Consider the following 25,280-nt stretch of genomic DNA (forward strand, 5'->3'; position numbering starts at 1 on the left):
ATCTTTGACAACTTTGGGAAATGTATTTATAATCACTATCAAACAGATATATTTATGTTTATCGCCCAAATTTTACCAAACTTTGGGCGATTTTTATCGGTTTTTTCTTAACATTCAACACTTCTGCTCAAGGCTAAATTATATATTGTTGTGTGTTGTGGTTGAAGATTTGGGCAAAACATAACCCCAAGTATTGAGATTGGGGTTATGTTTTCAAGTTATGCAGTTAAAATTTGTCGGATTAAAATACTCATCACTTCACTAGAGTTTTCTGTGGGTAATAATGGACTCCAATCTCCGACATTTGCATAACCGATCGCCTGCAAATAATGTATTGTGCTGGTGACTGCTTTTGGCGAACCAATCAACAAATGTTTAATAGATTCTCTGCGAGAAAATGGCTGTTGGACTGGCTGTTGATTGTCTGGGTTTTCTCTTTCTTGTGCCATGATATTAATTAACTCCTGTTTTGGGGTTGAAAGAAAGGCGATCGCAGACTCTTCCACAAGGGCGATCGCCTTTCTCATATCTTTATATTAAAGTATAATTTTATACAAGTTAACTATTAATTTAAAAAATTGAGTAACTAATTTTTTCTGTTTAAAATAGACTTATAAAGAATTGTCGAGAAAAAATTACTGAGTATAATTTATTTTTGTGCTGATATACAGCAATTTAGCTTGAAAGTTACTCAGTAAAAATCTAGTACTTGATTAATTGAGGTAAAAACGTCAATTTCTCTCCTCTACTCCTTTGCGGTTTATACTGCAAATGAAGTGCTGAAGAGGTTATACCAACGACAACATCTGTATCTGCGTGGATACTTAATTTAAGGTAGATAGTTGTCGGAATGCCATCAACAGTGCCATAAAGATAAGGTAAAGGATTTATCCTGGTATCCTTTGCGTTAATCATGGTTCCCCTGCTTCCAGGATAAACAAACCATACTCATGACTGAACTTACACTGCGCCTACAACAAGGAGAAACAGAAACAACGATAACAGTGAATCAAGATGAATTCACCATTGGTCGTTTACCAGAATGTGACCTTTATTTACCTTTTGGTGGTATCTCCCGAAAACACGCGCTGTTACGAAAAAAAGCTAACGGTGCATGGGCTATTGAAGATTTAGGTAGTAAAAATGGTACGCAAGTCAATCAAAGTTTTGTGACTGCTACACGAGATTTACAAAATGGCGATATTATTTGGTTAGGAAATGTCAGCTTAGTAGTAATGTTGGTCAATCCGGCAATACAAATAAAACCTCTGCAAGCAGTTGCTGATAATAACGAACAAAGAACGATATTACGCAATGTCAAACAATTACAACAGCAGTGGATAGCACCTGAAAGTCAGGATGATGATATTACTACTAAAAACAAAAGTATTGCCCGCCTGAAAGACTTGGTAGATATTGCCAAAAATCTCTGCGCTGCCGCATCAATAGAAGAAATTTTCTCCCAAGTCCAACAAGTAGTGTTTCGTTATCTCGACAGTATTGACCGCTTGGCTTTATTAATTGATATCAATGGGTGTAATCATCTAGAATTAGTCAACGCTGGAACAAGAAATGCTGCGGAAAAAAAATATTTAGCAGCTGATGGTAGCTGGATTAGTCGCAGTATTTGTCAAAAAGTATTTGAAGAAAAAGTCGCAATTCAAACTGCTGATACTCACAAAGATGAAAGATTTGCTGGCGAACATAGTATTTTAGTCAAAGGTATTCGCAGCGCAATGGCTGTACCTTTGTGGGATGAAAATAAAGTTGTTGGCGTTCTTTATGCTGATGCCCATCTTTCCTCTTATCATTGGGAAAATGATGGTGAAGAAGAACTCAGCTTTTTTTCGGCTTTAGCAAATGTGGTGGCTTCGAGTGTCCAGCGTTGGCTATTAGTAGAAAAACTCAAAACCGAAGAAGTAATTCGTCACCGCTTAGAACGTTATCATTCTCCCGCCGTTGTGCAGCAGTTAATTTCTGTGGGTGGTTTACCAGATGGACGTTTGCCGACAACAGAAAGTGAAATTAGTATTGTCTTTGCAGATTTAGTCGGGTTTACAGCACTTTCGGAAAGATTAACACCAAAGGCGATCGCCCAACTATTAAATAATTTATTTGAAGAAATGCTACAAGAAGTATTTGCCTACGGTGGCACTTTAGATAAATATATTGGCGATTGTATCATGGCATTTTTTGGCGCTCCTGAACCACTGCTAGACCACGCAGACCGCGCCACCGCAGCCGCCAAAGGAATGCTCACACGTCTGCAAAAATTAAACGCCAAAGGTTTTTGGGAAGAACCTCTACAATTACGCATTGCAATTAACAGTGGTAAAGCCGTCGTTGGAGATGTTGGCAGTTCCCAACGGGTAGATTACACCGCCCTAGGCGCTACCATTAACTTAGCCGCGCGAATGGAAGCTGTTTGTCCCCCTGGGGAATGTGTGATTAGTGAAGCCACCTATCAAATGCTGACAGATCCTTCAGATTTTCAAGAAATGGGCGATCATCGGTTTAAAGGTATTGATAGGTTAGTCAAGGTTTATCAAACAAAAATGAGTTAATATTATTGCCTTTAGATTTCATTTTTTTATCGGTTTTCTCATAATAGTTAATTACGCATTGGCATAAAATACTTGTGGAGGCGAGATTATGACTCAAGCTTTGCCTAAATTATTTACTTTCAATGAATTTATTGAATGGTATCCCAACGATGGTAAACTCTACGAATTACACAGGGGAGTAATTTTTGAAATGCCACCTCCAAGCGGAACGCATGAAAAAGTTTTAGGATTTATCGCGTGTCAGCTAACTGTCGAGTTTTTTCGGCTGAATCGTCCCTACACTATACCTAAAACTACATTTGTGAAAACTCCATCTGCTGAATCTGCATATTTACCTGATGTGTTGCTGCTAAATCTTGAGAATCTTGACAATGAACCACTTTTTGAAAAGTACTCAACAGTCAGTCAAGCCGCATCTGTTCCTTTGGTAGTTGAGGTTGTATCGAGTAATTGGCGTGACGATTATTATAATAAATTTAGAGATTATGAAGAGATGGGAATTGCTGAATATTGGATTGCTGATTATGCTGGATTAGGTGGTAGAAAGTTTATCGGAAATCCCAAACAACCGACTATTTTTGTATGTGAGTTAGTTGAGGGTGAATATCAAATGACTCCGTTTCAAGGTAATATTAATATTGTGTCGCCTACTTTTCCGCAATTAAATTTAACTGCACAACAAATTTTTGATGCGGCTAACTAATATTTTGAGCTAACAACATCCGCGCTTCAATTGCTTGCCAGTCTTAGATTGCTTATCTGCTTCTGATTGAAACCAATTAGTAATAAATTTCTGCATCTGTTCATCATCAAAGTCTACCATAATCACATCGCTAAAGCGGCGGAAACAGTTACGATGAGCAGCAGTCCGGCAAGAAGCACAGAAGGTGATGGTGTAATCATCAATTATTTATAAACAAAAATATCCCCGACTTCTTAAAGAAGTCGGGGATCTGATGCTCTCTATTTTTACTTATTGAAAATCAGCTTTTACTTTAAATACTGGTTATTACAATATTCTAGAGTTTCTTTAACAGCAACAACTTCTACTGTAACTGGTTTGTCGTTAGTACCATTAATGAGAAATTCACTAGCACCAACATGAGGCTTTTTCGGATTTCCCCAATCGTAGGTATAACCTAAACCAGTCCAAGGATAGTATTCTTTTTTGTCATTCTCAAAAGAGTTTTGATAAATATCGTGCAGCAGAGAATTAGTTTTAGGTACAGGAACAGGTAAAACATTGCAAGTCGAATCGTTAATTTCTGGGTCAATACATGGTCTGCTTAAGTCTTCTGCTTTTACCCACATTTCTACAAAGTGAGTTTTATTAGCACTTTTATTTAAAATTAAGCCTAAATACTGCTGTAATCTCAAAGCTAACATGACATTCCCAGGCAAATCAATGCCCGTTCCTTTGCAGTTTTGACAAAATTCCTGCACTTGAGGAAACGCTGTTAACCAAGTTTGACGGCTGATTTCTTTTGTACCTATAGGCCAGTCTGTGCTGGGATTTGATGTATATAGCCAACTCACCATCAAAAATTCTGTTTTACCGTCCCGTTCTCGCGTTTTAATTTTGGGGTTAGTGGCGGATAATGCCCAAAGGTTATTAATAACTTTATTTTGACTTGGCTGTTTAGCATCTTGAATAGATGCGTTTAGTTGCTTTTTCAAATAGTTGTAACTTTCTGGTTTATTTTTATCTAAATATTCATATACATAAGGTATTTTTTGGGACTGCACCAACAATTGCTTTGGTGAATTAGCCGCTTGCTGAAGATGATTTTCAGTGGCAAATAAACTTGAATAACTGACTGATAAACCAACAGTAGCCAAAGTTAAAAATATAGATTTATTAATTTTTTTCATAGCAAATTTCCTGCTATTTAATAGCAATAATGGACATCAACATAAAGATTGAGTCTGATTTTATAGTGGGTTTGGAGAATGCGCTACTAAGTTAAAACTTTTTAATTTTATTTACTGGTATAAAAATTGTGCAGTTCACGGGTAGTCTTCCTGAGAGTTGGATGAACTACAAAAGAGCGATCGCCAGCACAAATACATTAGCAAAATCTAAGTATTGAGTATGATACAAAACTTATCAATTTTTGTAAGTATTACTGTTGCCATCATGAATTGTCTACACCGTAATTTCACGATTATTTACTGTTACTCTGCCTCAGTGATTGGGTAATCTAAAATGACAATTATTCTAAACAAAGCATTTGCTGACTCACCATGAAAATTATTACTACTCGAATTCTCTTAGCATTAGTCTTGTTAGGGCTTTGTAGTTGTAACTCTGTTAAATCAACCAGTACGACAAATAACAGTCAAATTAACAGTCAAAATAATCCCCAAACCCAGCCACCAATCAAACTTGCTAGTTCTAGTTCATCTGTTACCCTTTTAAAAGTACTCACAGAAGCTTATCAAGCCAACAACAAAACGGCCACATTTGAGTTTATTTCCCAAAGTCAATCAGAAGGAGCGATCGCAGCCCTGAAAAATGGTATTGTCGATATTGCTAGTAGTAGCCACAAACTCAAGCCAGAAGAAGATGATGGTAAAATTCAATATCGAGAATTGGCACAAGATTTGCTGGTTGTTGCTACCCACAACAGCGTTAAAGGTGTAACGAATTTAACAACTGATCAGTTAAAGTCAATTTACGCTGGCAAAATTACCAACTGGAAAGAATTAGGCGGGCCAAATGCTAAAATCGTGGTCTTGGATAGGCCTGAAGATGAATCTGCAAAAAAACTACTGCGAAAATACTATCTAGGAAAAGATAAAACTACAACTCAGGCTGTAATTCTCAATAAAGAAGGAGAGCTAATTGATACTTTACAAAGCACTCCTTATTCTATTGGGACTTTTTCTCTAGCTTATTCTCTAATTAATCAATTACCAGTCAATCACCTCAAGCTGAATGGTAATGCACCAAACAAGGAAAATTTCACTAGCGGTAAATATCAAATGGTACGTCATCTTGGACTTATTTGGCAGAAAACACCTACATCTAATACCCAAAAATTTATCGATTTTGTTTTTAGTCCAGATGGTACTAAACTACTGCAAGACAAAGGCTTTCTTACCAAGAATTAAATATATTTATAACTGCTATGCGAAGAAATTTTCGCTTTCGTCTCAATCTCAGCCAGAAAATTATTTTCTCATATCTGGCTGTATTTTTGAGCATATTTATATTATGTTTATTGATTATTGGACATTGGTTTACTAATAGTCTAGAACAGAATATCCGTCTAGAAGTTGCGAGTTTTGCAGCTAGAGTTTACACAGATTTTGAGCATGAACAGCAAGATTTAGAAGTCCAAGGAAATTTAATAGCCGGACGTGAAACAATCCACTTAGCTATTGAACAACAAGATAGGGCAAGGCTACTACAAGAGCTACTACCAATCAGAACTTCCTTAGAACTGGCTTGGATAAAAGTAGTTGATACTAATGGTAATACCTTAGTTGAAATAAAACACGCAAATTTGAATAATTTTAAGTTACTGGATAAAGATATTACTAACCTTGTCAGTAGTGGCTCTATTCTAAATGATTTCGTGGACGTAAAAGGCAATTTACAAGTACTGCAAGTAGCAATCTTACCAATTAAATCTGCTGAAAAAATTATTGGCGGAATTATGATTGGTAATTTAGTAGATGAGTCATTTTTAGAACAAGTTGCTATTGGTTCTGCAAAACAAATAGTCAGCACAAAAAAAGATACAATTATTGCATCAACTATACCAGAAATTGAACTGATAAAATGGCAACCGCCTTCTCCAGATTCATCGACCATCGAAGTAGTTATTAATCAACAAGAATATTTTGCTAAAAGTATCTTATTTAAAGGAGCAAGTCAGTCTTTAATCACCACTATACTTTATCCAACTTTGCAATTAAAAACAACCCAAGATGCACTTTGGGTACGCTTAGAAATTTTGTTTTTCTTAGGAGCAACACTTGTTACATTGATAGGCTATTTAATTAGCCAAAAAATTACTCGTCCTTTGCAAGCTGTGACTAAAATTGCCAAAAAAGTTACAGAAGATGCAGATTTTGACTTACAAGCGCCAGTTATCACTCAAGATGAAGTGGGTGTTCTAGCTATTTCTTTAAATCAGCTAATTCAACAAGTAAAACAGCTTTTAACAGAACAGTATGCTGCTAAAGAAAAATTAGAAACATACAGTCAAAATTTAGAGCAGAAAATCAAGGAACGTACACAAGAAATTGAACAAAAAAATCGTGATTTAAAACATACATTAAATGAGTTAAAGCAGACTCAGGCTCAACTAATTCAAACTGAGAAAATGTCATCGTTAGGTCAATTAGTTGCTGGTGTTGCCCATGAAATTAACAATCCCGTGACTTTTATTTATGGCAATGTGGGACACGCGGAAAATTATGTTAACGATATCTTGCACTTAATTCACCTGTATCAACAATCCTATCCCTATCCAGATGCTCATATTCAACATGTCATCGAAGAAGTTGATATTGAATACATTCTGCAAGACTTACCCAAAATCTTAACTTCTATGAAGGTAGGTGCAGAACGTATTCATCAAATTGTTCTTTCTTTGCGAATTTTCTCCCGCTTAGATGAAGCTGAATTTAAAAGTGCAAATGTGCATGATGGGATAGATAGCACTTTGTTAATTTTGCGCCATCGCCTGAAAGCTCAACCTCATCGCCCTGAAATTCAAGTCATTAAAGATTATTGTGAAATGCCGGAGATTAAATGTTTTGCTGGGCAATTAAATCAGGTATTTATGAATATTTTGGCCAATGCAGTTGACGCTTTAGAAGAGGCTTGGGAAAAAAATCTCTGTTCACAGCCGATAATTCGCATTTCTTCTGTATGCGACCAGGAAAATATTAGTATTCATATTGCTGATAATGGGACAGGCATTCCCCAGGAAGTACAAAGTCGTTTATTTGATCCATTTTTCACTACTAAACCAATTGGTAAGGGAACTGGTTTAGGATTGTCGATTAGTTACCAGATAGTGACTGAAAAGCATCGTGGAGCATTACAATGTATTTCATCACCAGGCACAGGTACAGAATTTGTAATTACAATTCCAATCCGCTAAATTTTAATTTTTGCAATTATCAAAATTATTTTTTTTGCAGACGAATCAAGGTGTTGTAAACTTGCCTTTTTAAGTTATTGTCATTTTGAATTTCCATAGTAATCTTATTGAACCGCTCAATGCTTAAGCCATTTTCTTCCACGATTGTTTGGGAGCGATTACAGTAGTTGACAGCAATATCTCTGGCTTTGCGTGGTAGACTGTTAATGCTTTTAGGATCGTTACAAACTATCTGAGGAATTTCTCCACCACCAATTAGTTTTTTGATTTCGCTAAAGGCTTGTTGACGCGATGGTTCCATTGCTAAGACAGCTTGGGCATAGCTGACGATTTCATTATTATTGACTGTGGGAGTTTGAGCATCAGCTTTGGCTGTAAATGTTAATGTGCTGGCTAACAAACTTGCACTAGCCATCACTCCGAAAAAAAAGTTTTTAGGTAATAAATTTACTAGTGTATCTCGGAAAAACAAGTTAGTAATTTTGTTAATCATGTCTGGGACACAGGACTGAATCGTAGGGGTGCTTTATTGATTGTGAATTATTTTGGGTGTGAGAAGTTCCAATCAAAATTTCAGTGTACCGAAATTTTATATGTATTTTCCGTTGCCTTTACATATTTGACAAAGTTCAATAACTTTGGTTTGGAGTGTGGATATTTCCCCAGATCCTTGCTTAAGGCTGACTTCTAACTCCAACAGTAACGGTAAACACGAAATTAGTTGCTGCACAGACAGGAATTTGACTTCTTGTTGTAAAAAGTAGATACGTTTAGGGTTGCTGACATCAGCAGCTTGAGCGATCGCTTGTGGGTTACGCTCACCGCTATCTGTGACAATTTTGACCCATAACCAAGTGCGAAATTGACCAATTAATGTTGCCACTATCCGCAATCCTGGTTCGGCTGCATTTAGCAAGTCAGTCAATACAGTTAAAGCTTTACCTGTATCGCCTGTTCTAATTGCTGCTGCTAATTGTAAACTATTTTGCGTAGTATTTCTGACTAATTTACTAACTGTCTCGACATCTAAAGGCTTTTTGTGATCAAGATGATACAGCCGCAATTTTTCTAACTCGTTATAAAGTAGCCTTGTATCATTACCCACAGCTTCGGCTAACAGTTCGGCAGTTTTCGGCGCGAGTTGCACTCCTACTGTTTGCGCCGCTTGCTGCACAGCTTGCACAATTAATTCAGTTTTCCACGGGGGAATCAGCGAAAATTCCCGAAACTCTGTGGTGACTTGTTTCAGCAATTTGGTAGATTTTAGCCGTTCATCTGGTTTATTGCGACTGGTAAGCAATAAATAGGAATTTTCGGGAATGACTGGTAAGGTGCGCGTCAATTCCGCCAATACATTTTCAGGACATTGTTGACAAAGGTTAGTGTTCATCAGCCAAACCAAACGTCCACCAGCACCAAAAGCCGGAGTCATCGCTTGATTTAAAGCCGCAATCGCAGCATCAGATTGATCAGGCGCAAAATAAGAATAGTTAAAATCTGTCCACAGGGGATCTAAAATGCGATCGCGCAACGAATTAACCGCTTTTTCCATCGCAAAGTCATCTTCACCCCAGTAAACTAAAACCGGCATATATCAACCTCTCATGTGTGAAGAGAATGGGGAGTGTGGGGGGAAAGATTTCTTCACTATCCTCCCACACCTCCCACACCCCTTCCTTTCTCTCTTGGTTACACCCATCTCAATATTTTCTCCCCACTCCCTTTCCCAAATCCTCAATACTTTTTAAGTCAACTTAGTCACAACTGGATAATTTTCCCTAAAATCTATCAAGTAAGAATGTGAGGCTATTGAAGATTGGACGACAACTACCAAACTTACCTAAACCGGGTAGCAAGAATGATGCTACCAGAATCATACAAAACCCAAGTTCAGCATATCCAGGAGTCTTCTAAATTCCAACCTGCTTCTGGAACAAGACAAGCAGCACCTTTTCCTGGTTATACATTAATTACCCCAACGTTGGAGGAAGCGGCAGAGAACTCTGCTTTTTATGCAACCTTAACAACTTATCAACAGCAACTTTTACAGTTACCTGTCAACCAGGATTTGATTGTCCCTGTACCACCTGCCAGCTTTCATTTAACCTTGGCAGATTTGATTTGGGATCATGCTTATCTTGATGCTTGTGAAAAAAATCCCAAGTTTGAGGAAGAATTACACCATTACTGTGAAGAAATTTTTCAACAATATCAACAAACCATAACACCAGGAAGTAAGCCAATTTATTGGCAAATTTTGGGATTAGTTCTGATGCCAAGAGCATTGGCTGTTTGTTTAGTCCCCAAAGATGAAAGTTCTTATGAACAAATTATTCAATTTCGCCGCACAATTTATCAAAATCCCAAGTTGATTGCATTGGGGATTGAGCAACATTATCACCTCACAGCACATATTACATTGGGCTATTTTGGTGATATTTCGCCAGATTTAGACCGCAATAAATTCAGTGATTTACTTGCACAATTAAATCAACAGTGGCTAGAGAATTCGCCAGAGTTACTGGTTAACCGAGTTGAATTGCGGAAGTTTGATGATATGACACGTTATTATCGTGAACCAGACTGGCCGAGTTTAAATTTTTAAATCAGTTATCAGTTTTTTATTGATGACTGTTCACTGTTAAATTTGTATCTCTTAGACTGGAGTTTAAGGCTACACAAACAGCGACTTACTAGCGGCTTAGTGGGTTTTGCCTGTGTAGCCAAGCCAGTATTTTTTTAGCAACTGGCTTGTGACTTCAGTCTTCCAATGCAATATCTGAGTTTATCCAACTCTTGACTTATTAGGATTCAACGCTCAGATGATTCTTCTCCGAAAAAGATATCATTGACACTGATTACCCAAGGAGTACCTTGGTTAACTGGAGAACTAATACTAATTTTGGCTTGGTTAGCAAATTGCTTTAACTTTTCGGCTAAATGCGGCACAGTCATCATAATGTTCTGATAACTTTCTATATCATGGCAAACCATAATTAATATGAGAATACCGCTATTGATTTTGAAATACCAATGACAACTAGATAATAAAAGACGGACGGTGCGATCGCAAACTGCAAAAAACCTTTGTTTGACTGTCTCTTCTAACTGACTAAGTAATACTTCACTAATTAGTGTTGTTTTATGAGAAGGTAAATCATCGGGAGAGAGATATGGTTGATTCATAGAAATTTTCCCTAATTTCAAAGGGTTAATTACTGATATAAACTGAATAATTTTCCTATACTTGCTTGACTGAAGAGATTCCCTTTATTCAGATATATCAGCTTGTAAAACAGGCTAATCAGATATCCATTCACTCCTGGTACAACTTTTATATAATCTCAATCGCCTGTGTTTGGAGTTTCATCATCTTTCTTTAGCAATTGCTCTACAAAAATATATATTTCGTGTTTTTTCTTCAAACAACAATAAATCGCAGATAACTTCTCTGCCCTTACTCTAGAGCATACATTAACAATATAGCAGTTATAAATAATTTGTGAAAAAATAGCTCCCCAACTTTTGAATAAATCAGGAATTTAAGCTGATTATTGTTACGTTTCGCAACAATTAAGTGGATATTTATTTCCTATTCCATCTTTTGTATTTCTGCGAGTTATTCAGGAAGCTAATTTAAATGATGAACACCAATATAATTACTTATTGATATATGAATAATAGAGACAAGAGAAATGAGGAAGACAAGGTAGACAGAGTAGACAAGGGAGAGAGGGGTTTGTAATTTATCCAAATAAATCTGTTATCTATTCCCTCTATTGACAATCTGTTAATTAATCAATTTGTGAATATTTTCTTCCCAATTCATCCCATCAAAAGGCACAATTTCAAAATTGGAGATGACATTACCATCTAAACAGCGGACATTAACATCAATACAATCAGGATGGCTACGGGGAATATAAAAAGAATGTATCCCACAATTTTTACAAAATTTATGTTGAGCAACGCCTGTATTAAATTTGTAAGTTGTTAACTCAGTTTCACCTTGTAATAACGTAAATTGTTCCTTGGGGACTATTAAATGTAAAAAGCCCTTTTTTCGGCAAATCGAACAGTTACAATCATCAACTTTGTGGCTATTGACAACTACTCGGAAACGTACCGCGCCACAATGACAACCACCCTCGTATGTCATTGGTTTTAAAATATTTTCTGTCATCTTAATTAACGAGATTCTAACTTACTAATGCGTTGTTCTAGAGTATTCACTTGTTGTTTTAATTCAACCACTAAAGTTGCTAAACGGTCAAACATTTTATCCCGTTGTGCTTGTGATAAATTCCGTCCAGTTGACTGTGGTACGGTGATTCTTGTGCGCGAGTTAGGAGACTGGCGAGTGTTTCCGAGTTGAGATTCTATTTGGCTTAACCGTGATTCCAGACGATTGAAATCAGCCTGTAAATTATTCAAGCGAGATTCGATTTGCTGTGATGATGCAGTGTTAGAGAATAACCCAGCCCAGAGGATAATGGCTAAAGCCACTGCAATTCCTAATGTTTGAATGCTTTTCATTGTCCGAACCGCAAAGAACGCTAAGGGCGCGAAGGAAGAAGATATAGCAAAGTTGAACAAGGTTGGGAGGTGCGATCGCACCTCCCAAAAAAGTATGCTGATATATATTGATCAATCTATAGAGTATTGATTTATTTATCAGGTTGCAAACCAGAAAATAGTGTCTCCCAATTGCGAGAGTTCACTTTATTTTCTGTTGCTTTGATTTCAAAAGTGACATTATGCACTTGACTTTGTTCTAACGCTTGTACGCAAAGTTCTGCCACATCCTCGCGGCTGATTTTGCCCCGAATGTTATCACCTTGTTCTAAAATTAACTCCTGTCCGCCACTTTCTTCAGTTAAGGCACAAGGTCTAATAATTGTGTAAGGAATACCACTAGCTCTTAAGCTATCCTCGCCTTTTAATTTCCAGGTTAAAATCCCACCCAACTGGTCATTTAATCTGACTGCGGGAGGTTCTTCATCTAAATTAATTCCTGCTCTTCCGGGACGGGTGACACCTGCGGAACTAACCAGCACAAATTTTGGTAAAGTTTTCTCTCCGTAGGCTTTAATAGATTCCACCTGCAAACAAAAACCACCAGGGGTAAATTTAGGATTTAACGCCCCATCATATTCAAATTTGCTCAACATCAGTTGAAATGAGCTAATTCTACTAGTATTTAATGGTGGAGCATCTTTAACAGTTTTGGCGCGAAATACAGGTGTTAATTCGGCAAAAGGAATGCGGATATTTATCCAAGTATTAGCTACGGTATCAAAAGAATAGCTATAGCCTGAACCATCCCAAGTTGCATCAGGGCGGAGAAAGAGTTTATAACGTTGTCCATCACCTTTAACTCGTAGTTCTACACCTGTGTAACCAGATAAATTAAATGGTGGGTCAAAGTTTTTGGTTCTCACAGATGCAAAGCCACCTGAGTTGGCGGTGGAAACATTACCAGCAAACACAGCAGTATTTTCTGTTAATTGAATATTACTAGAACTGACACCACCCATCACCACATCATCTAACGCACCCCAAATATTTTTTAATTCAGCAGAGGGATGAGTAAAATCAAAAATCAGTTTTTCATTTGCGGCGGGGAGATATTTGGCGGCGGCTGCGACTAAGTTTTTGACACCTTGATATTCGACATTTTCGGGAGTGTCGCCAACAATTTCCGGCTGGTAAAATTTCACACCTTGATAATATTTGTCTCGATTGCTGGTGTCGCCTTCCACTGGTTGGACACGCACTGCTGTACAACAAATCACGGCTTGAATATTCGCCATGACTAATGCGGTTAAAGTTTCAGGTTTGGTGATGTCTGCAACTACTAAGTCAACATCGTTACCCAAAATTGACCGTGCTTTGTCAATATCACGTACCAAACCTCGCACTTGATAACCTTGTTCTCTTAGCCGCCTCACGACTCGCTTACCAAGTCCACCCGTTGCACCCGCTACTAGTATTACACCCACGCTTTTTTCTCCATTAGGTCTATGTTGTGTTTCTTGGGAACGACCTTGGATAAGTTTTTGTATGCAGTTGAGAAAAGGAATAACCTCGAAGTAAGACAAGGTGTTGATAAACCTACCTAAGTCCCATTGATAACGATTTTTGTCATTCACAATTGCGTCCTCATTAAAGTTTTTGAGCGACCAGAAGTGAATAATAGTTTACAAGTTAAATTATAGGAATAACCCGTAAGGAAGTTTTACGAGCCAAAAATTTTAATACAACACACTGTTTAATCCACGGTTTTTTACTAAGTGCAGTAGCTTAAGAGATGCTCCACTAGGCTTTTTTTGTCCTATTTCCCATTTTTGAACTGTTGAAGGACTTATATTCAAAATACGTGCAAAAACAGCTTGGCTGACTTGAGATGATTCCCGTATTTCTTTAATTTGATTAGGTTCTAGTGGCTCAATAGGAGGTATACATAAGTGTTCAAAGTCGCGCAATGTAGTTTGATTCATTAGCCCAGCTTTGTGTAGGTCTTTTGCTGTCTCATGAACTGCTTCAAGAATTGCTGATTTTTTCTTCCGCATTACAAATCACCTCTATTAACGCATTACTATCTTTTGCCTGTTCAAGCTCTTCTAGTGTATAAACAAGTAATTGCTTAGATAACATTTTCAGAGCTTCTTCTTCATCTTTGTCAATGTTACTGCATTCGTTTTTTGAAAAGCCAAAAATAAAAAACCAACGATCTTCATTATTAGTAGCTACTAGTGTCCGAAATCCACCACGTTTACCTTTCCCTGGTTTTGCTATGCGTTTTTTAAACAACCCACTTCCTAAATCAGCATCATAAAGCCCTGCGGCCATTTCGTTTGCAGCGTTACAGAGACTAAGATCATTTAAGCCTTCCTTCCGCGCCCAACGGTCAAAAGTACGGTTTTTGTAAATTTTCATTTGATAGTCTCTTTGGTTAAAGTATAGCACTAGGTACTATATTTTAGGATGGATATCGTGTAGGCACATCTATGGAATAATGGTTTCAGGACTTACGCAAAATCATGAAAAAACGAACCGCAAAGGGCGCAAAGGACACGAAGTTAAGAAGATTTGAGAGGGTTCTTGCGTAAGTCCTAGGTTTCTTCAATCTTGCTAATCACTGATAGGATTTTGGCGATGTCTGTAGCTAATTCCGATTTGGTCTTCAAGATGAGGAAGTAGGTACAATAAATTGGTGTTTTGGCGATCGCTCAAAACGCTAAAATACTTACCTAAATGTTGTTAATAATACAAAAAATTACTTATGAGCCAACTAGAAAACGCTCAAGCTGAATACGCTAGTTTTCTGCAAGAGTTTCAAAGTGTCATTATTAGCACTATCAGTCCAGAGGGCATACCTAATAGTAGCTATGCACCTTTTGTCAGTGATGCAGCCAAAAATATTTATATTTATATCAGCGACTTGGCAGCCCACACCCAAAATATTTATGCTAATCCCCGTGTGAGTATTTTATTTATTGAAGATGAAACAAAAAGTAATAACATTTTTGCTCGTCGTCGTCTAACTTTTGATTGTACTGCGACGTTAATAGAACGAGATACAGAGAGTTGGAATAAAATTGTTGACCAACTGCAAGAACGTTTTGGTGAAATGATTGAAGTCTTAAAAAGCTTGGGGGACTTTCGCATTTTTCAACTTATTCCCAGTTCCGGCCGTTTTGTCCTCGGTTTTGGCAATGCTTATAAAATTAGCGGCGACAATTTAAATGAATTGACTCATATTACGAGGGATAATCGTTAGGTTTTTGATCATTTTGTTGGAAGATGAGGGAGACAAGGGGGACAAGGGAGACAAGGGAGATAGATGTTTGGAAATTATTTAGGACTATCTTGACTTCAGACTTCACACTTCACACTTCATACTTTTATGCTTCAGTTTCAACCTCCTGGCTTTGGGCAGAAAGTGATTCATACTTCCTTGGGAGCGATGGTGTATTATACTCAGACATCTGCACCTTGGTTGAATGCTGATAGTGAAGATTTACCGCCACTATTATTTCTGCATAATTTTGGGGGTGGGGCTTCGGCTTATGAATGGGCGAAGGTGTACCCAGGATTCGCGGATAAATATCGCATTTTAGCGCCTGATTTAATTGGTTGGGGCGATTCTGCACACCCGGTGCGGGATTATCAAATTAAGGATTATTTGACAACGCTGGCTGAATTTATTACTCAAACTTGTCGCCAACCTGTAAAAGTTATTGCATCATCACTGACGGCTGCTTTAACTATTCGTTTAGCTATTACTCAGCCGCAATTATTTCAATCATTATATTTAGTTTGTCCTTCGGGGTTTGATGACTTTGGTCAAGGTGCTGGACGCAGGCTACCACTTTCTGTAATCAATACACCGCTGGTAGATAGTTTAATTTATGGGTTGGGTGCAGAGAATGAATTGGCAGTGCGGAATTTTTTACAAAGTTTTTTGTTTGCTAAACCTGGACGTGTTTCACCCGAAATGGTTGCTGCTTATTTAACTTCAGCACAACAACCTAATGCGAGGTTTGCAGCTTTGGCATTTTTGCGAGGTGATTTATATTTTGACTTGAGTTTGTATCTGCAACAGTTAACTATTCCAACTGTGTTTTTTTGGGGCGAGGAAGCACAATTTACTAGTATCAAATTAGGGCGGAGGTTGGCGAATTTAAATCCCAATGCTGTGGGAAAATTTTATGCGATCGCCGATGCTGGAGTACTGCCTCATTTAGAATTACCAGAAGTCATGATTGGTTTATTACAGCAGCATTTGTAAATGGGTTGAGCAAATTTCCCGACTTGAGTCAAGAGGCGTGTTTATCCACAACCCAACGAGAAATCACAAGAGTGATTTTCGTCCACGTTGATAATTACTACAATAAAATAGTTACACCCAACCCTGGAGTTCCGGCAGTGGGCTTATTTGATGATTTTAGTCGGTTTTTAGAAAACCGTTTAGAAGAGTTCTTGCGTAATAATCCACATTTGGAGTTAGATGCGCTGTTAGACCAACTACGTCAGCAAGAAGAAGATACATTAAAGCTAATAGCAGATTTACAAGTCCAAGAAAAGCGATCGCAAGATGATATTCTTTCCACCGCCCAAGAAATTCAGCGTTGGCACATTCGTGTACAAAAAGCCAAAGATGCGGGTAGGCAAGATTTAGCCGCCGCCGCCCAAGAACGAGAAGCCGCCCTATTGCGGGAAGGAAACCAAAAATGGGGACACATGCAAGGGTTGAAAGAACGTCTGAATCAATCTCAAGAATTATTGCGAAAAATCCAAGTCAGAAGACAAGAAGTACAAGCAAAAGCCGCAGAAGCACAAAAAACACGCGCTCAAACTCAAGCCCAACAACAACAGCGTATAGACACTAACGGTTGGTGGAATTCTTCTACAAGTAGTTCGAGAAGTTTCGATGACTTAGAAGAAAAGTTCCGCCGTTGGGAAACAGAAGACGAATTAGAAGAAATGAAGCGGAATTTAGGGAAGAAGTGAAAATTTAAGAGGTGTAGGGGTGTATAGGCTGCGAAAATTTGGAGCCTCATATATGTCAACTTAATGTATTATTCGTGTTCTGCAAGGAACTTAAGTTCCTTGCTCATAGCAAAAGTCATCTGAAGATGACTAAATATATCCAATGTTTTTGAGTCTACTTGAGTAGACTTGAGCTATTAGCCTTGAACTTGAGTTCAAGGCGGGAATGGCTTGTATGTATACCGTAGACTTCCTAATTCCAAACCCATACTTTATCGTCAAAAATGTCTGCTAAACCTCAAGATAAAAGCCGAAGTTTCTTTCAATCTGGTGACTGGCCGATTGAACAACTACCAGGATTAAGTCAAGAAGAGCGATCGCAACTACAAGTTTGCGGTATTAAAACTACACGCAGTCTATTCAATCAAGGCAAAACTCTAGAAGCTAAATTAGCCTTAGCTAGTAAATTACAAGTTCATCTTCAATATGTCAATAAATGGGTAGCACTAGCTGATTTATCGCGCATTCCCAGTGTCGGCACACAATATTGTGGCTTATTGCTTCATGCAGGAATCGGTTCTGTCGCCCAATTAGCCCAAACTCCCAGCCATAGATTGCACAGACAAATTATGCGTTTGCAAGTAGCAACCTTGCAACGACGAGACTTGTGTCCATCAATTGAATTAGTCCAGCAATGGAGTCAACAAGCTAAGACAGTGCTGAGTGCTGAGTGCTGAGTGCTGAGTCCTGAATAAATATGTCTCCCTTGTCTCCCTTGTCTCCCCCATTTCCGCCTCTTACTCCTTCACCAATACGCCATTGAGAAAAATATCCGCCAATCCTTCAGCCATCTGCTGCATTTCTTGGGGAGAAGCGTCGGGTTCCATGAGGGTGTTATTAGAAAAACCTGCGATCGCAAACATCCCTAAAAATACTTTAGCAACAAGTTTGGCATCGGTTTGACGATAAATGCCTTTATCCATCGCTGTTTGAAAGAAGGCTTCCGCCACATCTGTCATTTTATTAATAACTTCGATTTGAATGCGATCGCGTAAATCAGGGTGAAACTGCACTTCCATAAAACACACCCGCATCAAATCAGCATTTTTCTTGAAGTTCCACATCCTCCGGCGCATCACCTGGGCTACAGCCTTATAACTGCCCATTTCACTCAATTCTGTTAGCAAATCCGTTAATATCTCCACCCAGCCACCCGTCGCTACCTCCACCAAAATGGCTTTTTTATTCGGAAAATGCCTAAATAACGTACCCTCAGCCACACCCGCAGCTTGGGCTAAATCGCGGGTAGTTGTACCATCAAATCCTTGCGAGGCAAATAGTCTTTGTGCCGCTTGTAAAATGCGGTTGCGTGTTTGTGCTTCTGAAGGTGGGGGAGAATTAAAAACTCGCATAACAGTTACGGTGTGATTTCCGGGACGAGATAGGTAGCATTATTGTCTAACGTCGATTACAAAAAGCACGGAAAGCTTAATACAAGATTAACGCCCTGCCCAAATATTGACCTGTTTCTCTGGATGGGGAATTTGACAATACCAGTCTGAAGTGTAAAAGATGAAGATGAAATTTATTGTTCTATCAAGTCCAGTTGATTAGTTATGATTTCCACAATCATTGCACCCCACCCCCAAACCCCTCCCCGTGCACGGGGAGGGGAGACGAAGCACAGCTTTGGCGGGGTGGGGTTTGAAGGTTGGCATAAGTAATCAAGCGGATACGATATTTCAGACTTCACACTTCATACTTCAACCCATATTGCTTATGAATCATTTCCGTAGCCTGAAAACAGTTTTAAATTTGTCAAATCAACTCTCGCTAAAACTGTTGCGGCTGTTTATTACCTTTTTTGCTGTCACAATTTTAGTTTCGGGTTCTCTACCAGAAATGGCGGTGGCGCAAACTCAAACTGCATCACCGCCACCACGCACAGTCCAACCCAGCAAACCACCAGAGAAAAGCTCGATTCAGCCTTATTTAGACCGAGTAGTCAAGCAATTGACGAAATTTCAACTGGATAATGGCATGAAGTTCATTGTTTTAGAACGCCATCAAGCGCCTGTGGTTTCTTTTTTAACCTACGCTGATGTTGGTGGTGTAGATGAGCCGGATGGGAAAACAGGTGTGGCGCACTTTCTAGAACATTTAGCTTTTAAAGGTACGCAACGGATTGGTACTACAGATTACAAAGCTGAAAAGCCACTTTTAGAACGTCTAGAACAGTTAGATAGCCAAATTAGAACCGCTAAGGCAGAAAATAAAAAAGCTGATGTGACGCGGTTACAGGCTGAATTTAAGCAAGTAGAAGCCCAAGCCGTCAAGCTAGTCAAGCAAAACGAGATGGGGCAAATTGTGGAACAAGCCGGAGGTGTAGGTTTAAATGCAAATACTTCCACCGAAGCCACCCGTTATTTTTACAGCTTTCCATCTAATAAATTAGAACTTTGGATGTCCCTGGAGTCGGAGCGATTTTTAGAACCTGTACTCAGTCGGGAGTTTTATAAAGAAAAAGAAGTAATTTTGGAAGAACGACGCTTACGGGTGGAAAATTCACCGATTGGGTTGATGGTGGAGAAATTCATCGACGCGGCGTATAAAGTTCATCCATACAGAAGGCCTGTAATTGGTTATGACGAAGATATCCGCAACCTTACACCCACAGATGTAAAGCAGTTTTTTAATACTTACTATGCACCAAATAATTTAGCGATCGCAATTGTTGGTGATGTTAACCCCAACGAAGTCAAACGACTCGCACAAATTTACTTTGGGCGTTTTCCTAGCAAACCCAAACCCAAATCAGAAATTCCGGTAGAACCCAAGCAAACCGAAACACGTCAAGTCACTTTAGAACTACCTTCCCAACCTTGGTATTTAGAAGGTTATCACCGTCCGGCAGTTACCCATCCCGATAACGCTGTGTATGAAATTATCAGCCGACTGTTGAGTGAAGGGCGCACTTCCAGATTGTATAAATCTTTGGTGGAAAAACAACAACTCGCCCTGACAGCCCAAGGTTATAGCGGTTTTCCTGGCGATAAATATCCCAATTTGCTGTTATTTTATGCCCTGACGGCTCCCGGTCACACTGTGGATGAGTTAGCCACGGGTTTACGTCAAGAAATTGATAACTTAAAAACTCAACCAGTCACAGCCACCGAATTGCAGCGTGTGAAAACTCAAGCCAGAGCCGATTTACTCCGCAGCCTTGATTCTAATACAGGGATGGCGCAGTTGTTGTTGGAATATGAAGTGAAAACGGGTGATTGGCAAAACTTGTTTAAGCAATTGGATGAAATTGCGGCGGTAACTCCGGCGGATATTCAACGAGTCGCCAAAGCAGCGTTTACACCCGAAAATCGCACTATAGGTAAGTTGTTGTCGAAGCAAGGATGAAAACGAACCACAAAGAACGCATAGACACGAAGTGGCTTCCCGAAGGGTAGGGCGCGAAGAAATATGGACAGATATAAACATCAGGTGAAGGGTAAGAGGTCGATGAAATTCAAACTATTGCATGGTAAAAGGTTGATTTATGTTGTCATGTTTGCCTTTGCCTTTTTGCTTTTGACTTTTGACTTTTCGTTAGCAGCGACAACAACAGCCAAACATTACACAGAGTTAAAATTACCAGCTTTACCTGCGGTCAAATTACCCAAATATGAACGCTTTGTTTTACAAAACGGCCTGGTTGTGTATTTAGTAGAAGATCATGAACTGCCGTTAGTGAGTGGTTCGGCTTTGGTGCGGACTGGTAGCCGTTGGGAACCGGGCGAGAAAGTTGGGTTAGCTGGTTTAACAGGTGCAGTGATGCGGACTGGGGGAACCAAGCAGCATTCGCCAGATGAACTCAATGAAATCTTAGAACAACGGGCTGCATCGGTAGAAACGAGTATTGGTGAAGGTTCCGGGAGTGCGAGTTTTGACGCGTTAACTGAAGATGTGGACACAGTGTTTGGTTTGTTTGCGGAAGTACTGCGGGAACCAGTATTTGCCCAAGATAAACTGGATTTAGCCAAGAACCAAACTAAAGGGGGAATTGCCCGCCGCAATGATGATCCTAATAGTATTGCCAACCGAGAATTTAAGAAATTGGTTTATGGCAAAGAAAGTCCATATTCGCGGACTGTGGAATATGCCACATTGGATAAAATTAACCGGGAAGATTTAGTCCAGTTTTACCAGCAATACTTTCACCCCAATAATATAATTTTGGGGATTGTGGGCGATTTTGATAGTAAAAAAATGCGATCGCTCATTCAAGCTAAATTAGGTAATTGGCAACGTAACCCCAAAATCACTAAACCCCAGTTACCAGAAGTTTCCCCAGCTAACAAAGGCGGAGTATTTTTTGTTAACCAGCCCCAGTTAACTCAAAGTAGTGTACTGTTAGGGCATTTAGGCGGACAATTCGACAGCCCCGACTATGCCGCACTGGATGTATTGAATGGGGTGTTAAATGGTTTTGGTGGACGCTTATTTAACGAAGTGCGATCGCGCCAAGGTTTAGCTTACTCTGTATATGGTTACTGGAGTCCCCGCTTTGATTATCCCGGTATTTTCTTGGCTGGCGGACAAACCCGTTCTGAGGCTACAGTCCAGTTTGTGAAATCCTTACAAACCGAAATTAAACGTATTCAAGCACAGCCTGTAACAGCCCAAGAACTGGCCTTTGCCAAAGAATCAACTCTCAATTCTTTCGTGTTTAACTTTCAAGACCCTGGTCAAACCTTATCACGGCTGATGCGGTATGAATATTATGGCTACCCATCAGACTTTTTATTCCGTTATCAAAAAGCCGTCGCCGCCACTACCGCCGCCGATGTGCAACGGGTAGCCAAGCAATATCTCAAACCAGAAAACCTGATAACCTTAGTTGTGGGAAATCAAACCGCAATTAAACCACCGTTGACAGGTTTAGCCAAACAAGTCACAACCATTGATGTGACAATTCCTGGTTCACCATCACAAGCCAAGAATTAATTATCTGGCACTTACGCACAAAGATTAGCTGTGAAAATGGGTGTAAGGGTTTGATGGTTTGAGGGTGTAAGAGGATGTCTGAAAACTTTTTGGTGTTGTATTTGAGACTTGTAGATCCCCCTAAATCCCCCTTAAAAAGGGGGACTTGAGAAAAATTCCCCCCTTTTTAAGGGGGGTTAGGGGGGATCAAGAAGTTCTAATAATCACAACCAACCACTTTTCAAACATCCTCTAAGGGGTGTAAGTGAATAACTCCTACACCCCTATACTTAGCCTCAAATTTTCTCACTCAGAGGCGCAGAGTCGCAGAGAGGATAAGTAGTTTCAAATTTGAACTTCTAATTTAGCTGTGGATAAATTTCTTCTTAATGCGCGGATGGGTAGGTGTACAAAATATCCCTTTTGACAAAATCGCTAGATTCCTTGAAGTGCAAGCTTTTGCCGAAAAAATTCCTAAAAATCATCCGCGCACCTTACCCAGTCTAGGTTTCAGGCATTTTAGTTAACTCAACTGAAATTTCCCCATGTTAAAATCAACCCATCCGCGAAACCGCACCTTGAAAACTAAATACAGACTGCCTTTCCAGTCCCCGCAGTTTAAACATCAACTAATCCCTATTAGGGATTGAAACGCCTTTCAAAAGCTTCTTCCCTAAGCCTCAAAGGTTTAAACATCAACTAATCCCTATTAGGGATTGAAACCAGTTAGTTCAGATGCCGTAGTTTTGGCACTACTTAAGTTTAAACATCAACTAATCCCTATTAGGGATTGAAACAAAAATGCACCCCGAATACACCCGTAAGCGCGGTTCGGGTTTAAACATCAACTAATCCCTATTAGGGATTGAAACACGCGCTTATGCACCGAACCCGATCACCCCCCGGTGTTTAAACATCAACTAATCCCTATTAGGGATTGAAACGAGAGCGAAATCGCCAAACCGAACTGTGGTGAAACATTCCTCGTTTAAACATCAACTAATCCCTATTAGGGATTGAAACACCGCATCCTGAGTACCACCAACTACAAGCCCAGTGCGTTTAAACATCAACTAATCCCTATTAGGGATTGAAACACCTGCCGTCGATTGCATTTTTTCAGAATTTCCAAGTTTAAACATCAACTAATCCCTATTAGGGATTGAAACGTGTCTACATTTGGATGTCTTGCAGCGACAGAGTTTAGTTTAAACATCAACTAATCCCTATTAGGGATTGAAACAGGACTGGGAACTTGTTGTCACTTATTCGCCCAGTTTAAACATCAACTAATCCCTATTAGGGATTGAAACGGGTGCGATCGCCATAGCCGTTGTGGTTTTGCAATTGTTTAAACATCAACTAATCCCTATTAGGGATTGAAACAGGTACTGTTAACTCATTATCTGGACTCCAGGTTTAAACATCAACTAATCCCTATTAGGGATTGAAACATTATTCCCTGAATACACGATTGGAAGCTTAACGCCTTTAGAGTTTAAACATCAACTAATCCCTATTAGGGATTGAAACTTCTTGAGTGTCAACGTATCTACGTAGCACTAGAAACGTTTAAACATCAACTAATCCCTATTAGGGATTGAAACAAACTTCTTAGGAATCCACGAGTATTTTATCCAGTTTAAACATCAACTAATCCCTATTAGGGATTGAAACTTTTATGGGTCATTAAATTGGCAAGGATGGGCGTTTAAACATCAACTAATCCCTATTAGGGATTGAAACAGCACCATATCCACCTTTTGATTTGCTATTTCATGTTTAAACATCAACTAATCCCTATTAGGGATTGAAACCCTGGCTCCACACACTGAAATCGGCGGATTTTGGGGTTTAAACATCAACTAATCCCTATTAGGGATTGAAACATTGGTCATTCGTCCCGAATTAAAGTTAACTATAAATCTTTGCGCCTTTGCGCGAAACAAAAAATATCCCGCTAATCACCAACACCAAAACACCTAATTCTCTCCGCGCCTCCGCGCCTCTGCGTGAAAAAACTCATTAGACCCATCTATGAAAAACTGCGGTAGAAATTGCTGAATTTGGCTAAAGTCGAGTTAGTGGCGAGTAATTATCAAGTCGAGAAATTGGACAGCCACAGCAATTATCACGAGGACGTAGATTAAGAATGTTACTGCATTTAAGTACTTGGCAAGAAGTTGAAGCGTATTTACAGCAATCTCAGGGGATAATTTTCCCCATTGGTTCTACAGAACAACATGGGCCGACGGGGTTAATTGGGACTGATGCGATTTGTGCAGAAGCGATCGCTCGTGGTGTGGGTGATGTCACAGGTGCGATCGTCGGCCCTACAATCAATGTGGGGATGGCATTACACCACACAGCCTTTCCCGGTACAATTAGTCTCCGTCCTAGCACCTTAATTCAAGTCGTGCGAGACTATGTAACCAGTTTAGTCAAAGTTGGTTTTAAAAAGTTCTACTTTATTAATGGTCACGGTGGTAACATTGCTACCCTCAAAGCGGCTTTTTCAGAAACTTATGCTTACCTAGAAGATTTACAAATTTCCCACGCTCATCAAGTGCAATGTCAAGTAGCTAACTGGTTTATGTGTAAATCTGTATTTGAGTTAGCTAAACAATTATACGCCGATCAAGAAGGTTCTCATGCTACCCCCAGTGAAGTAGCCGTGACTCAATTTGTTTATCCCGAAGCCATTAAGCAAGCACCCCTTTCTCCAGAAGTAGCGCGGGGACACAATATTTATAGCGCCGCCGACTTTCGCAACCGTTACCCAGATGGACGTATGGGTTCAAATCCCGCCTTAGCCACACCAGAACATGGTAAGCAATTTTATGACTTGGCGGTGAAAGAACTGAGTAATGGATATTTGGAGTTTCTCAACGCAGATTAAAGGATAGTAAGTTATGGGGTTTCAGATCCCCGACTTTTTAAAAAAGTCGGGGATCTTGTTGTTTAGAGCAGAAAGACTCATTAATCGAGAGAAAATCCTCATTTCTCTAGTTTCGACACTCATTCACAAGCTATAGCAATCCTAAATGGTTTATAAATATCTCTCTCCCTTGTCTACCTTGTCTCCCTTGTCTTTGTTGTTCACATATCAACTAGGACTGCTATA

24 protein-coding genes and 1 CRISPR repeat array are annotated in these 25,280 nt (G+C 39.3%); of the genes, 12 read left to right on the forward strand and 12 right to left on the reverse strand.

Translation table 11 applies throughout. From position 1 onward, the window contains the following. Nucleotides 1-218 precede the first annotated feature (218 nt). Together H6G75_RS01835 and H6G75_RS01840 are read right to left on the reverse strand one after the other, a co-directional pair. Entirely contained in the window at nt 219-449 is a 231-nt protein-coding gene (locus tag H6G75_RS01835) for a hypothetical protein (RefSeq protein ID WP_242051433.1), read from the reverse strand. A 253-nt stretch (nt 450-702) separates the two neighbouring features. After that, entirely contained in the window at nt 703-915 is a 213-nt protein-coding gene (locus H6G75_RS01840) for a hypothetical protein (RefSeq protein WP_190978309.1), read from the reverse strand. A 35-nt stretch (nt 916-950) separates the two neighbouring features. On the opposite strand from H6G75_RS01840, the gene H6G75_RS01845 reads away from it, so the two are divergent. Next, entirely contained in the window at nt 951-2,564 is a 1,614-nt protein-coding gene (locus tag H6G75_RS01845) for an adenylate/guanylate cyclase domain-containing protein (protein WP_190978310.1), read from the forward strand. Nucleotides 2,565-2,652: 88 nt separating this feature from the next. Continuing rightward, nucleotides 2,653-3,267 (forward strand): Uma2 family endonuclease, encoded by a 615-nt coding sequence (locus H6G75_RS01850; RefSeq protein ID WP_190978311.1) that lies wholly within the window; start codon nt 2,653-2,655, stop codon nt 3,265-3,267. 287 nt (nt 3,268-3,554) lie between these two features. Here H6G75_RS01850 and H6G75_RS01855 read toward each other — a convergent pair whose 3' ends face one another. Further along, nucleotides 3,555-4,436 carry a hypothetical protein gene (locus H6G75_RS01855; protein ID WP_190978312.1) on the reverse strand — a complete coding sequence of 294 codons (882 nt, stop codon included), beginning with the start codon at nt 4,434-4,436 and terminating at the stop codon, nt 3,555-3,557. A 372-nt stretch (nt 4,437-4,808) separates the two neighbouring features. Here H6G75_RS01855 and H6G75_RS01860 point away from each other — a divergent pair, with 372 nt between their 5' ends. Continuing rightward, a complete protein-coding gene (locus tag H6G75_RS01860) occupies nt 4,809-5,678 on the forward strand; it encodes a substrate-binding domain-containing protein (protein ID WP_190978313.1) in 870 nt (289 codons plus the stop codon). Nucleotides 5,679-5,695: 17 nt separating this feature from the next. Next, nucleotides 5,696-7,684, forward strand: coding sequence for an ATP-binding protein (locus H6G75_RS01865; RefSeq protein ID WP_190978314.1), 1,989 nt, complete (start codon nt 5,696-5,698; stop codon nt 7,682-7,684). Nucleotides 7,685-7,709: 25 nt separating this feature from the next. Here the strand turns inward: H6G75_RS01865 and H6G75_RS01870 are convergent, their stop codons facing one another. Together H6G75_RS01870 and holA are read right to left on the reverse strand one after the other, a co-directional pair. After that, entirely contained in the window at nt 7,710-8,174 is a 465-nt protein-coding gene (locus H6G75_RS01870) for a DUF4168 domain-containing protein (protein ID WP_190978501.1), read from the reverse strand. Nucleotides 8,175-8,273: 99 nt separating this feature from the next. After that, the gene (gene holA / locus H6G75_RS01875) at nt 8,274-9,275 is read right to left on the reverse strand and encodes a DNA polymerase III subunit delta (protein ID WP_190978315.1); all 1,002 of its coding nucleotides are present in this window, start codon (nt 9,273-9,275) and stop codon (nt 8,274-8,276) included. Nucleotides 9,276-9,500: 225 nt separating this feature from the next. Between holA and H6G75_RS01880 the strand changes: the two genes are divergently transcribed. Continuing rightward, complete coding sequence (locus tag H6G75_RS01880) at nt 9,501-10,289, forward strand: DUF1868 domain-containing protein (protein WP_190978316.1); 789 nt, start codon at nt 9,501-9,503, stop codon at nt 10,287-10,289. A gap of 206 nt (nt 10,290-10,495) precedes the next feature. On the opposite strand, the gene H6G75_RS01885 is transcribed toward H6G75_RS01880, so the two are convergent. The 6 genes from H6G75_RS01885 to H6G75_RS01910 all read right to left on the reverse strand — a co-directional run bounded on the left by H6G75_RS01885 (nt 10,496) and on the right by H6G75_RS01910 (nt 14,623). Continuing rightward, nucleotides 10,496-10,870, reverse strand: coding sequence for a hypothetical protein (locus tag H6G75_RS01885; RefSeq protein WP_190978317.1), 375 nt, complete (start codon nt 10,868-10,870; stop codon nt 10,496-10,498). Nucleotides 10,871-11,474: 604 nt separating this feature from the next. Then, on the reverse strand, nt 11,475-11,867 hold the full coding sequence (locus H6G75_RS01890) for a GFA family protein (RefSeq protein WP_190978318.1): 393 nt from the start codon (nt 11,865-11,867) through the stop codon (nt 11,475-11,477). Nucleotides 11,868-11,872: 5 nt separating this feature from the next. After that, nucleotides 11,873-12,220 (reverse strand): hypothetical protein, encoded by a 348-nt coding sequence (locus H6G75_RS01895; RefSeq protein ID WP_190978319.1) that lies wholly within the window; start codon nt 12,218-12,220, stop codon nt 11,873-11,875. A 131-nt stretch (nt 12,221-12,351) separates the two neighbouring features. Next, the gene (locus tag H6G75_RS01900) at nt 12,352-13,836 is read right to left on the reverse strand and encodes a CIA30 family protein (protein WP_190978320.1); all 1,485 of its coding nucleotides are present in this window, start codon (nt 13,834-13,836) and stop codon (nt 12,352-12,354) included. Nucleotides 13,837-13,938: 102 nt separating this feature from the next. After that, a complete protein-coding gene (locus tag H6G75_RS01905) occupies nt 13,939-14,256 on the reverse strand; it encodes a DNA-binding transcriptional regulator (protein ID WP_190590615.1) in 318 nt (105 codons plus the stop codon). Further along, entirely contained in the window at nt 14,228-14,623 is a 396-nt protein-coding gene (locus tag H6G75_RS01910) for a type II toxin-antitoxin system RelE/ParE family toxin (RefSeq protein WP_190978321.1), read from the reverse strand. Before H6G75_RS01910 ends, H6G75_RS01905 begins: the two co-directional genes overlap by 29 nt. A 346-nt stretch (nt 14,624-14,969) precedes the next feature. On the opposite strand from H6G75_RS01910, the gene H6G75_RS01915 reads away from it, so the two are divergent. From H6G75_RS01915 to H6G75_RS01930, 4 genes are all read left to right on the forward strand, one after another. Then, nucleotides 14,970-15,467, forward strand: coding sequence for a HugZ family protein (locus tag H6G75_RS01915; protein ID WP_190978322.1), 498 nt, complete (start codon nt 14,970-14,972; stop codon nt 15,465-15,467). 126 nt (nt 15,468-15,593) lie between these two features. Further along, nucleotides 15,594-16,478 (forward strand): alpha/beta fold hydrolase, encoded by an 885-nt coding sequence (locus tag H6G75_RS01920; RefSeq protein WP_190978323.1) that lies wholly within the window; start codon nt 15,594-15,596, stop codon nt 16,476-16,478. Nucleotides 16,479-16,615: 137 nt separating this feature from the next. After that, the gene (locus H6G75_RS01925) at nt 16,616-17,200 is read left to right on the forward strand and encodes a TIGR04376 family protein (protein WP_190978502.1); all 585 of its coding nucleotides are present in this window, start codon (nt 16,616-16,618) and stop codon (nt 17,198-17,200) included. A gap of 263 nt (nt 17,201-17,463) precedes the next feature. Next, nucleotides 17,464-17,916: a DUF4332 domain-containing protein gene (locus H6G75_RS01930; RefSeq protein WP_190978324.1), complete on the forward strand. Its 453-nt coding sequence runs from the start codon at nt 17,464-17,466 to the stop codon at nt 17,914-17,916. A 60-nt stretch (nt 17,917-17,976) separates the two neighbouring features. Here H6G75_RS01930 and H6G75_RS01935 read toward each other — a convergent pair whose 3' ends face one another. Further along, nucleotides 17,977-18,591, reverse strand: a complete 615-nt coding sequence (locus H6G75_RS01935) for a TetR/AcrR family transcriptional regulator (RefSeq protein WP_190978325.1) — start codon at nt 18,589-18,591, stop codon at nt 17,977-17,979. Between the two features lie 367 nt (nt 18,592-18,958). Between H6G75_RS01935 and H6G75_RS01940 the strand changes: the two genes are divergently transcribed. The 3 genes from H6G75_RS01940 to H6G75_RS01950 all read left to right on the forward strand — a co-directional run bounded on the left by H6G75_RS01940 (nt 18,959) and on the right by H6G75_RS01950 (nt 25,055). After that, nucleotides 18,959-20,590 carry a pitrilysin family protein gene (locus H6G75_RS01940; protein ID WP_199337686.1) on the forward strand — a complete coding sequence of 544 codons (1,632 nt, stop codon included), beginning with the start codon at nt 18,959-18,961 and terminating at the stop codon, nt 20,588-20,590. 102 nt (nt 20,591-20,692) lie between these two features. Next, nucleotides 20,693-22,177, forward strand: a complete 1,485-nt coding sequence (locus H6G75_RS01945; RefSeq protein ID WP_190978326.1) for a pitrilysin family protein — start codon at nt 20,693-20,695, stop codon at nt 22,175-22,177. A 595-nt stretch (nt 22,178-22,772) separates the two neighbouring features. Then, nucleotides 22,773-24,045: a CRISPR direct-repeat array (repeat unit 37 nt; unit sequence GTTTAAACATCAACTAATCCCTATTAGGGATTGAAAC). Nucleotides 24,046-24,308: 263 nt separating this feature from the next. After that, nucleotides 24,309-25,055: a creatininase family protein gene (locus H6G75_RS01950; protein WP_190978327.1), complete on the forward strand. Its 747-nt coding sequence runs from the start codon at nt 24,309-24,311 to the stop codon at nt 25,053-25,055. The last annotated feature ends 225 nt before the right edge of the window (nt 25,056-25,280 follow it).

Origin of the sequence: Nostoc sp. FACHB-280, from assembly GCF_014697615.1 — a bacterium.
In the GTDB taxonomy this organism is placed as follows: domain Bacteria; phylum Cyanobacteriota; class Cyanobacteriia; order Cyanobacteriales; family Nostocaceae; genus Nostoc_B.

What these genes read in the sequence shown, in the direction of transcription:
- H6G75_RS01860 (WP_190978313.1), top strand. Translation starts at nt 4,809, where the DNA reads ATGAAAATTATTACTACTCGAATTCTCTTAGCATTAGTCTTGTTAGGG.
- H6G75_RS01930 (WP_190978324.1), top strand. Translation starts at nt 17,464, where the DNA reads ATGTCTGCTAAACCTCAAGATAAAAGCCGAAGTTTCTTTCAATCTGGT.
- H6G75_RS01855 (WP_190978312.1), bottom strand. Translation starts at nt 4,436, where the DNA reads ATGAAAAAAATTAATAAATCTATATTTTTAACTTTGGCTACTGTTGGT.
- H6G75_RS01920 (WP_190978323.1), top strand. Translation starts at nt 15,594, where the DNA reads ATGCTTCAGTTTCAACCTCCTGGCTTTGGGCAGAAAGTGATTCATACT.
- H6G75_RS01885 (WP_190978317.1), bottom strand. Translation starts at nt 10,870, where the DNA reads ATGAATCAACCATATCTCTCTCCCGATGATTTACCTTCTCATAAAACA.
- H6G75_RS01840 (WP_190978309.1), bottom strand. Translation starts at nt 915, where the DNA reads ATGATTAACGCAAAGGATACCAGGATAAATCCTTTACCTTATCTTTAT.
- H6G75_RS01895 (WP_190978319.1), bottom strand. Translation starts at nt 12,220, where the DNA reads ATGAAAAGCATTCAAACATTAGGAATTGCAGTGGCTTTAGCCATTATC.
- H6G75_RS01950 (WP_190978327.1), top strand. Translation starts at nt 24,309, where the DNA reads ATGTTACTGCATTTAAGTACTTGGCAAGAAGTTGAAGCGTATTTACAG.
- holA (WP_190978315.1), bottom strand. Translation starts at nt 9,275, where the DNA reads ATGCCGGTTTTAGTTTACTGGGGTGAAGATGACTTTGCGATGGAAAAA.
- H6G75_RS01890 (WP_190978318.1), bottom strand. Translation starts at nt 11,867, where the DNA reads ATGACAGAAAATATTTTAAAACCAATGACATACGAGGGTGGTTGTCAT.
- H6G75_RS01945 (WP_190978326.1), top strand. Translation starts at nt 20,693, where the DNA reads ATGAAATTCAAACTATTGCATGGTAAAAGGTTGATTTATGTTGTCATG.
- H6G75_RS01865 (WP_190978314.1), top strand. Translation starts at nt 5,696, where the DNA reads ATGCGAAGAAATTTTCGCTTTCGTCTCAATCTCAGCCAGAAAATTATT.
- H6G75_RS01935 (WP_190978325.1), bottom strand. Translation starts at nt 18,591, where the DNA reads ATGCGAGTTTTTAATTCTCCCCCACCTTCAGAAGCACAAACACGCAAC.
- H6G75_RS01910 (WP_190978321.1), bottom strand. Translation starts at nt 14,623, where the DNA reads ATGAAAATTTACAAAAACCGTACTTTTGACCGTTGGGCGCGGAAGGAA.
- H6G75_RS01850 (WP_190978311.1), top strand. Translation starts at nt 2,653, where the DNA reads ATGACTCAAGCTTTGCCTAAATTATTTACTTTCAATGAATTTATTGAA.
- H6G75_RS01915 (WP_190978322.1), top strand. Translation starts at nt 14,970, where the DNA reads ATGAGCCAACTAGAAAACGCTCAAGCTGAATACGCTAGTTTTCTGCAA.
- H6G75_RS01845 (WP_190978310.1), top strand. Translation starts at nt 951, where the DNA reads ATGACTGAACTTACACTGCGCCTACAACAAGGAGAAACAGAAACAACG.
- H6G75_RS01905 (WP_190590615.1), bottom strand. Translation starts at nt 14,256, where the DNA reads ATGCGGAAGAAAAAATCAGCAATTCTTGAAGCAGTTCATGAGACAGCA.
- H6G75_RS01835 (WP_242051433.1), bottom strand. Translation starts at nt 449, where the DNA reads ATGGCACAAGAAAGAGAAAACCCAGACAATCAACAGCCAGTCCAACAG.
- H6G75_RS01940 (WP_199337686.1), top strand. Translation starts at nt 18,959, where the DNA reads ATGAATCATTTCCGTAGCCTGAAAACAGTTTTAAATTTGTCAAATCAA.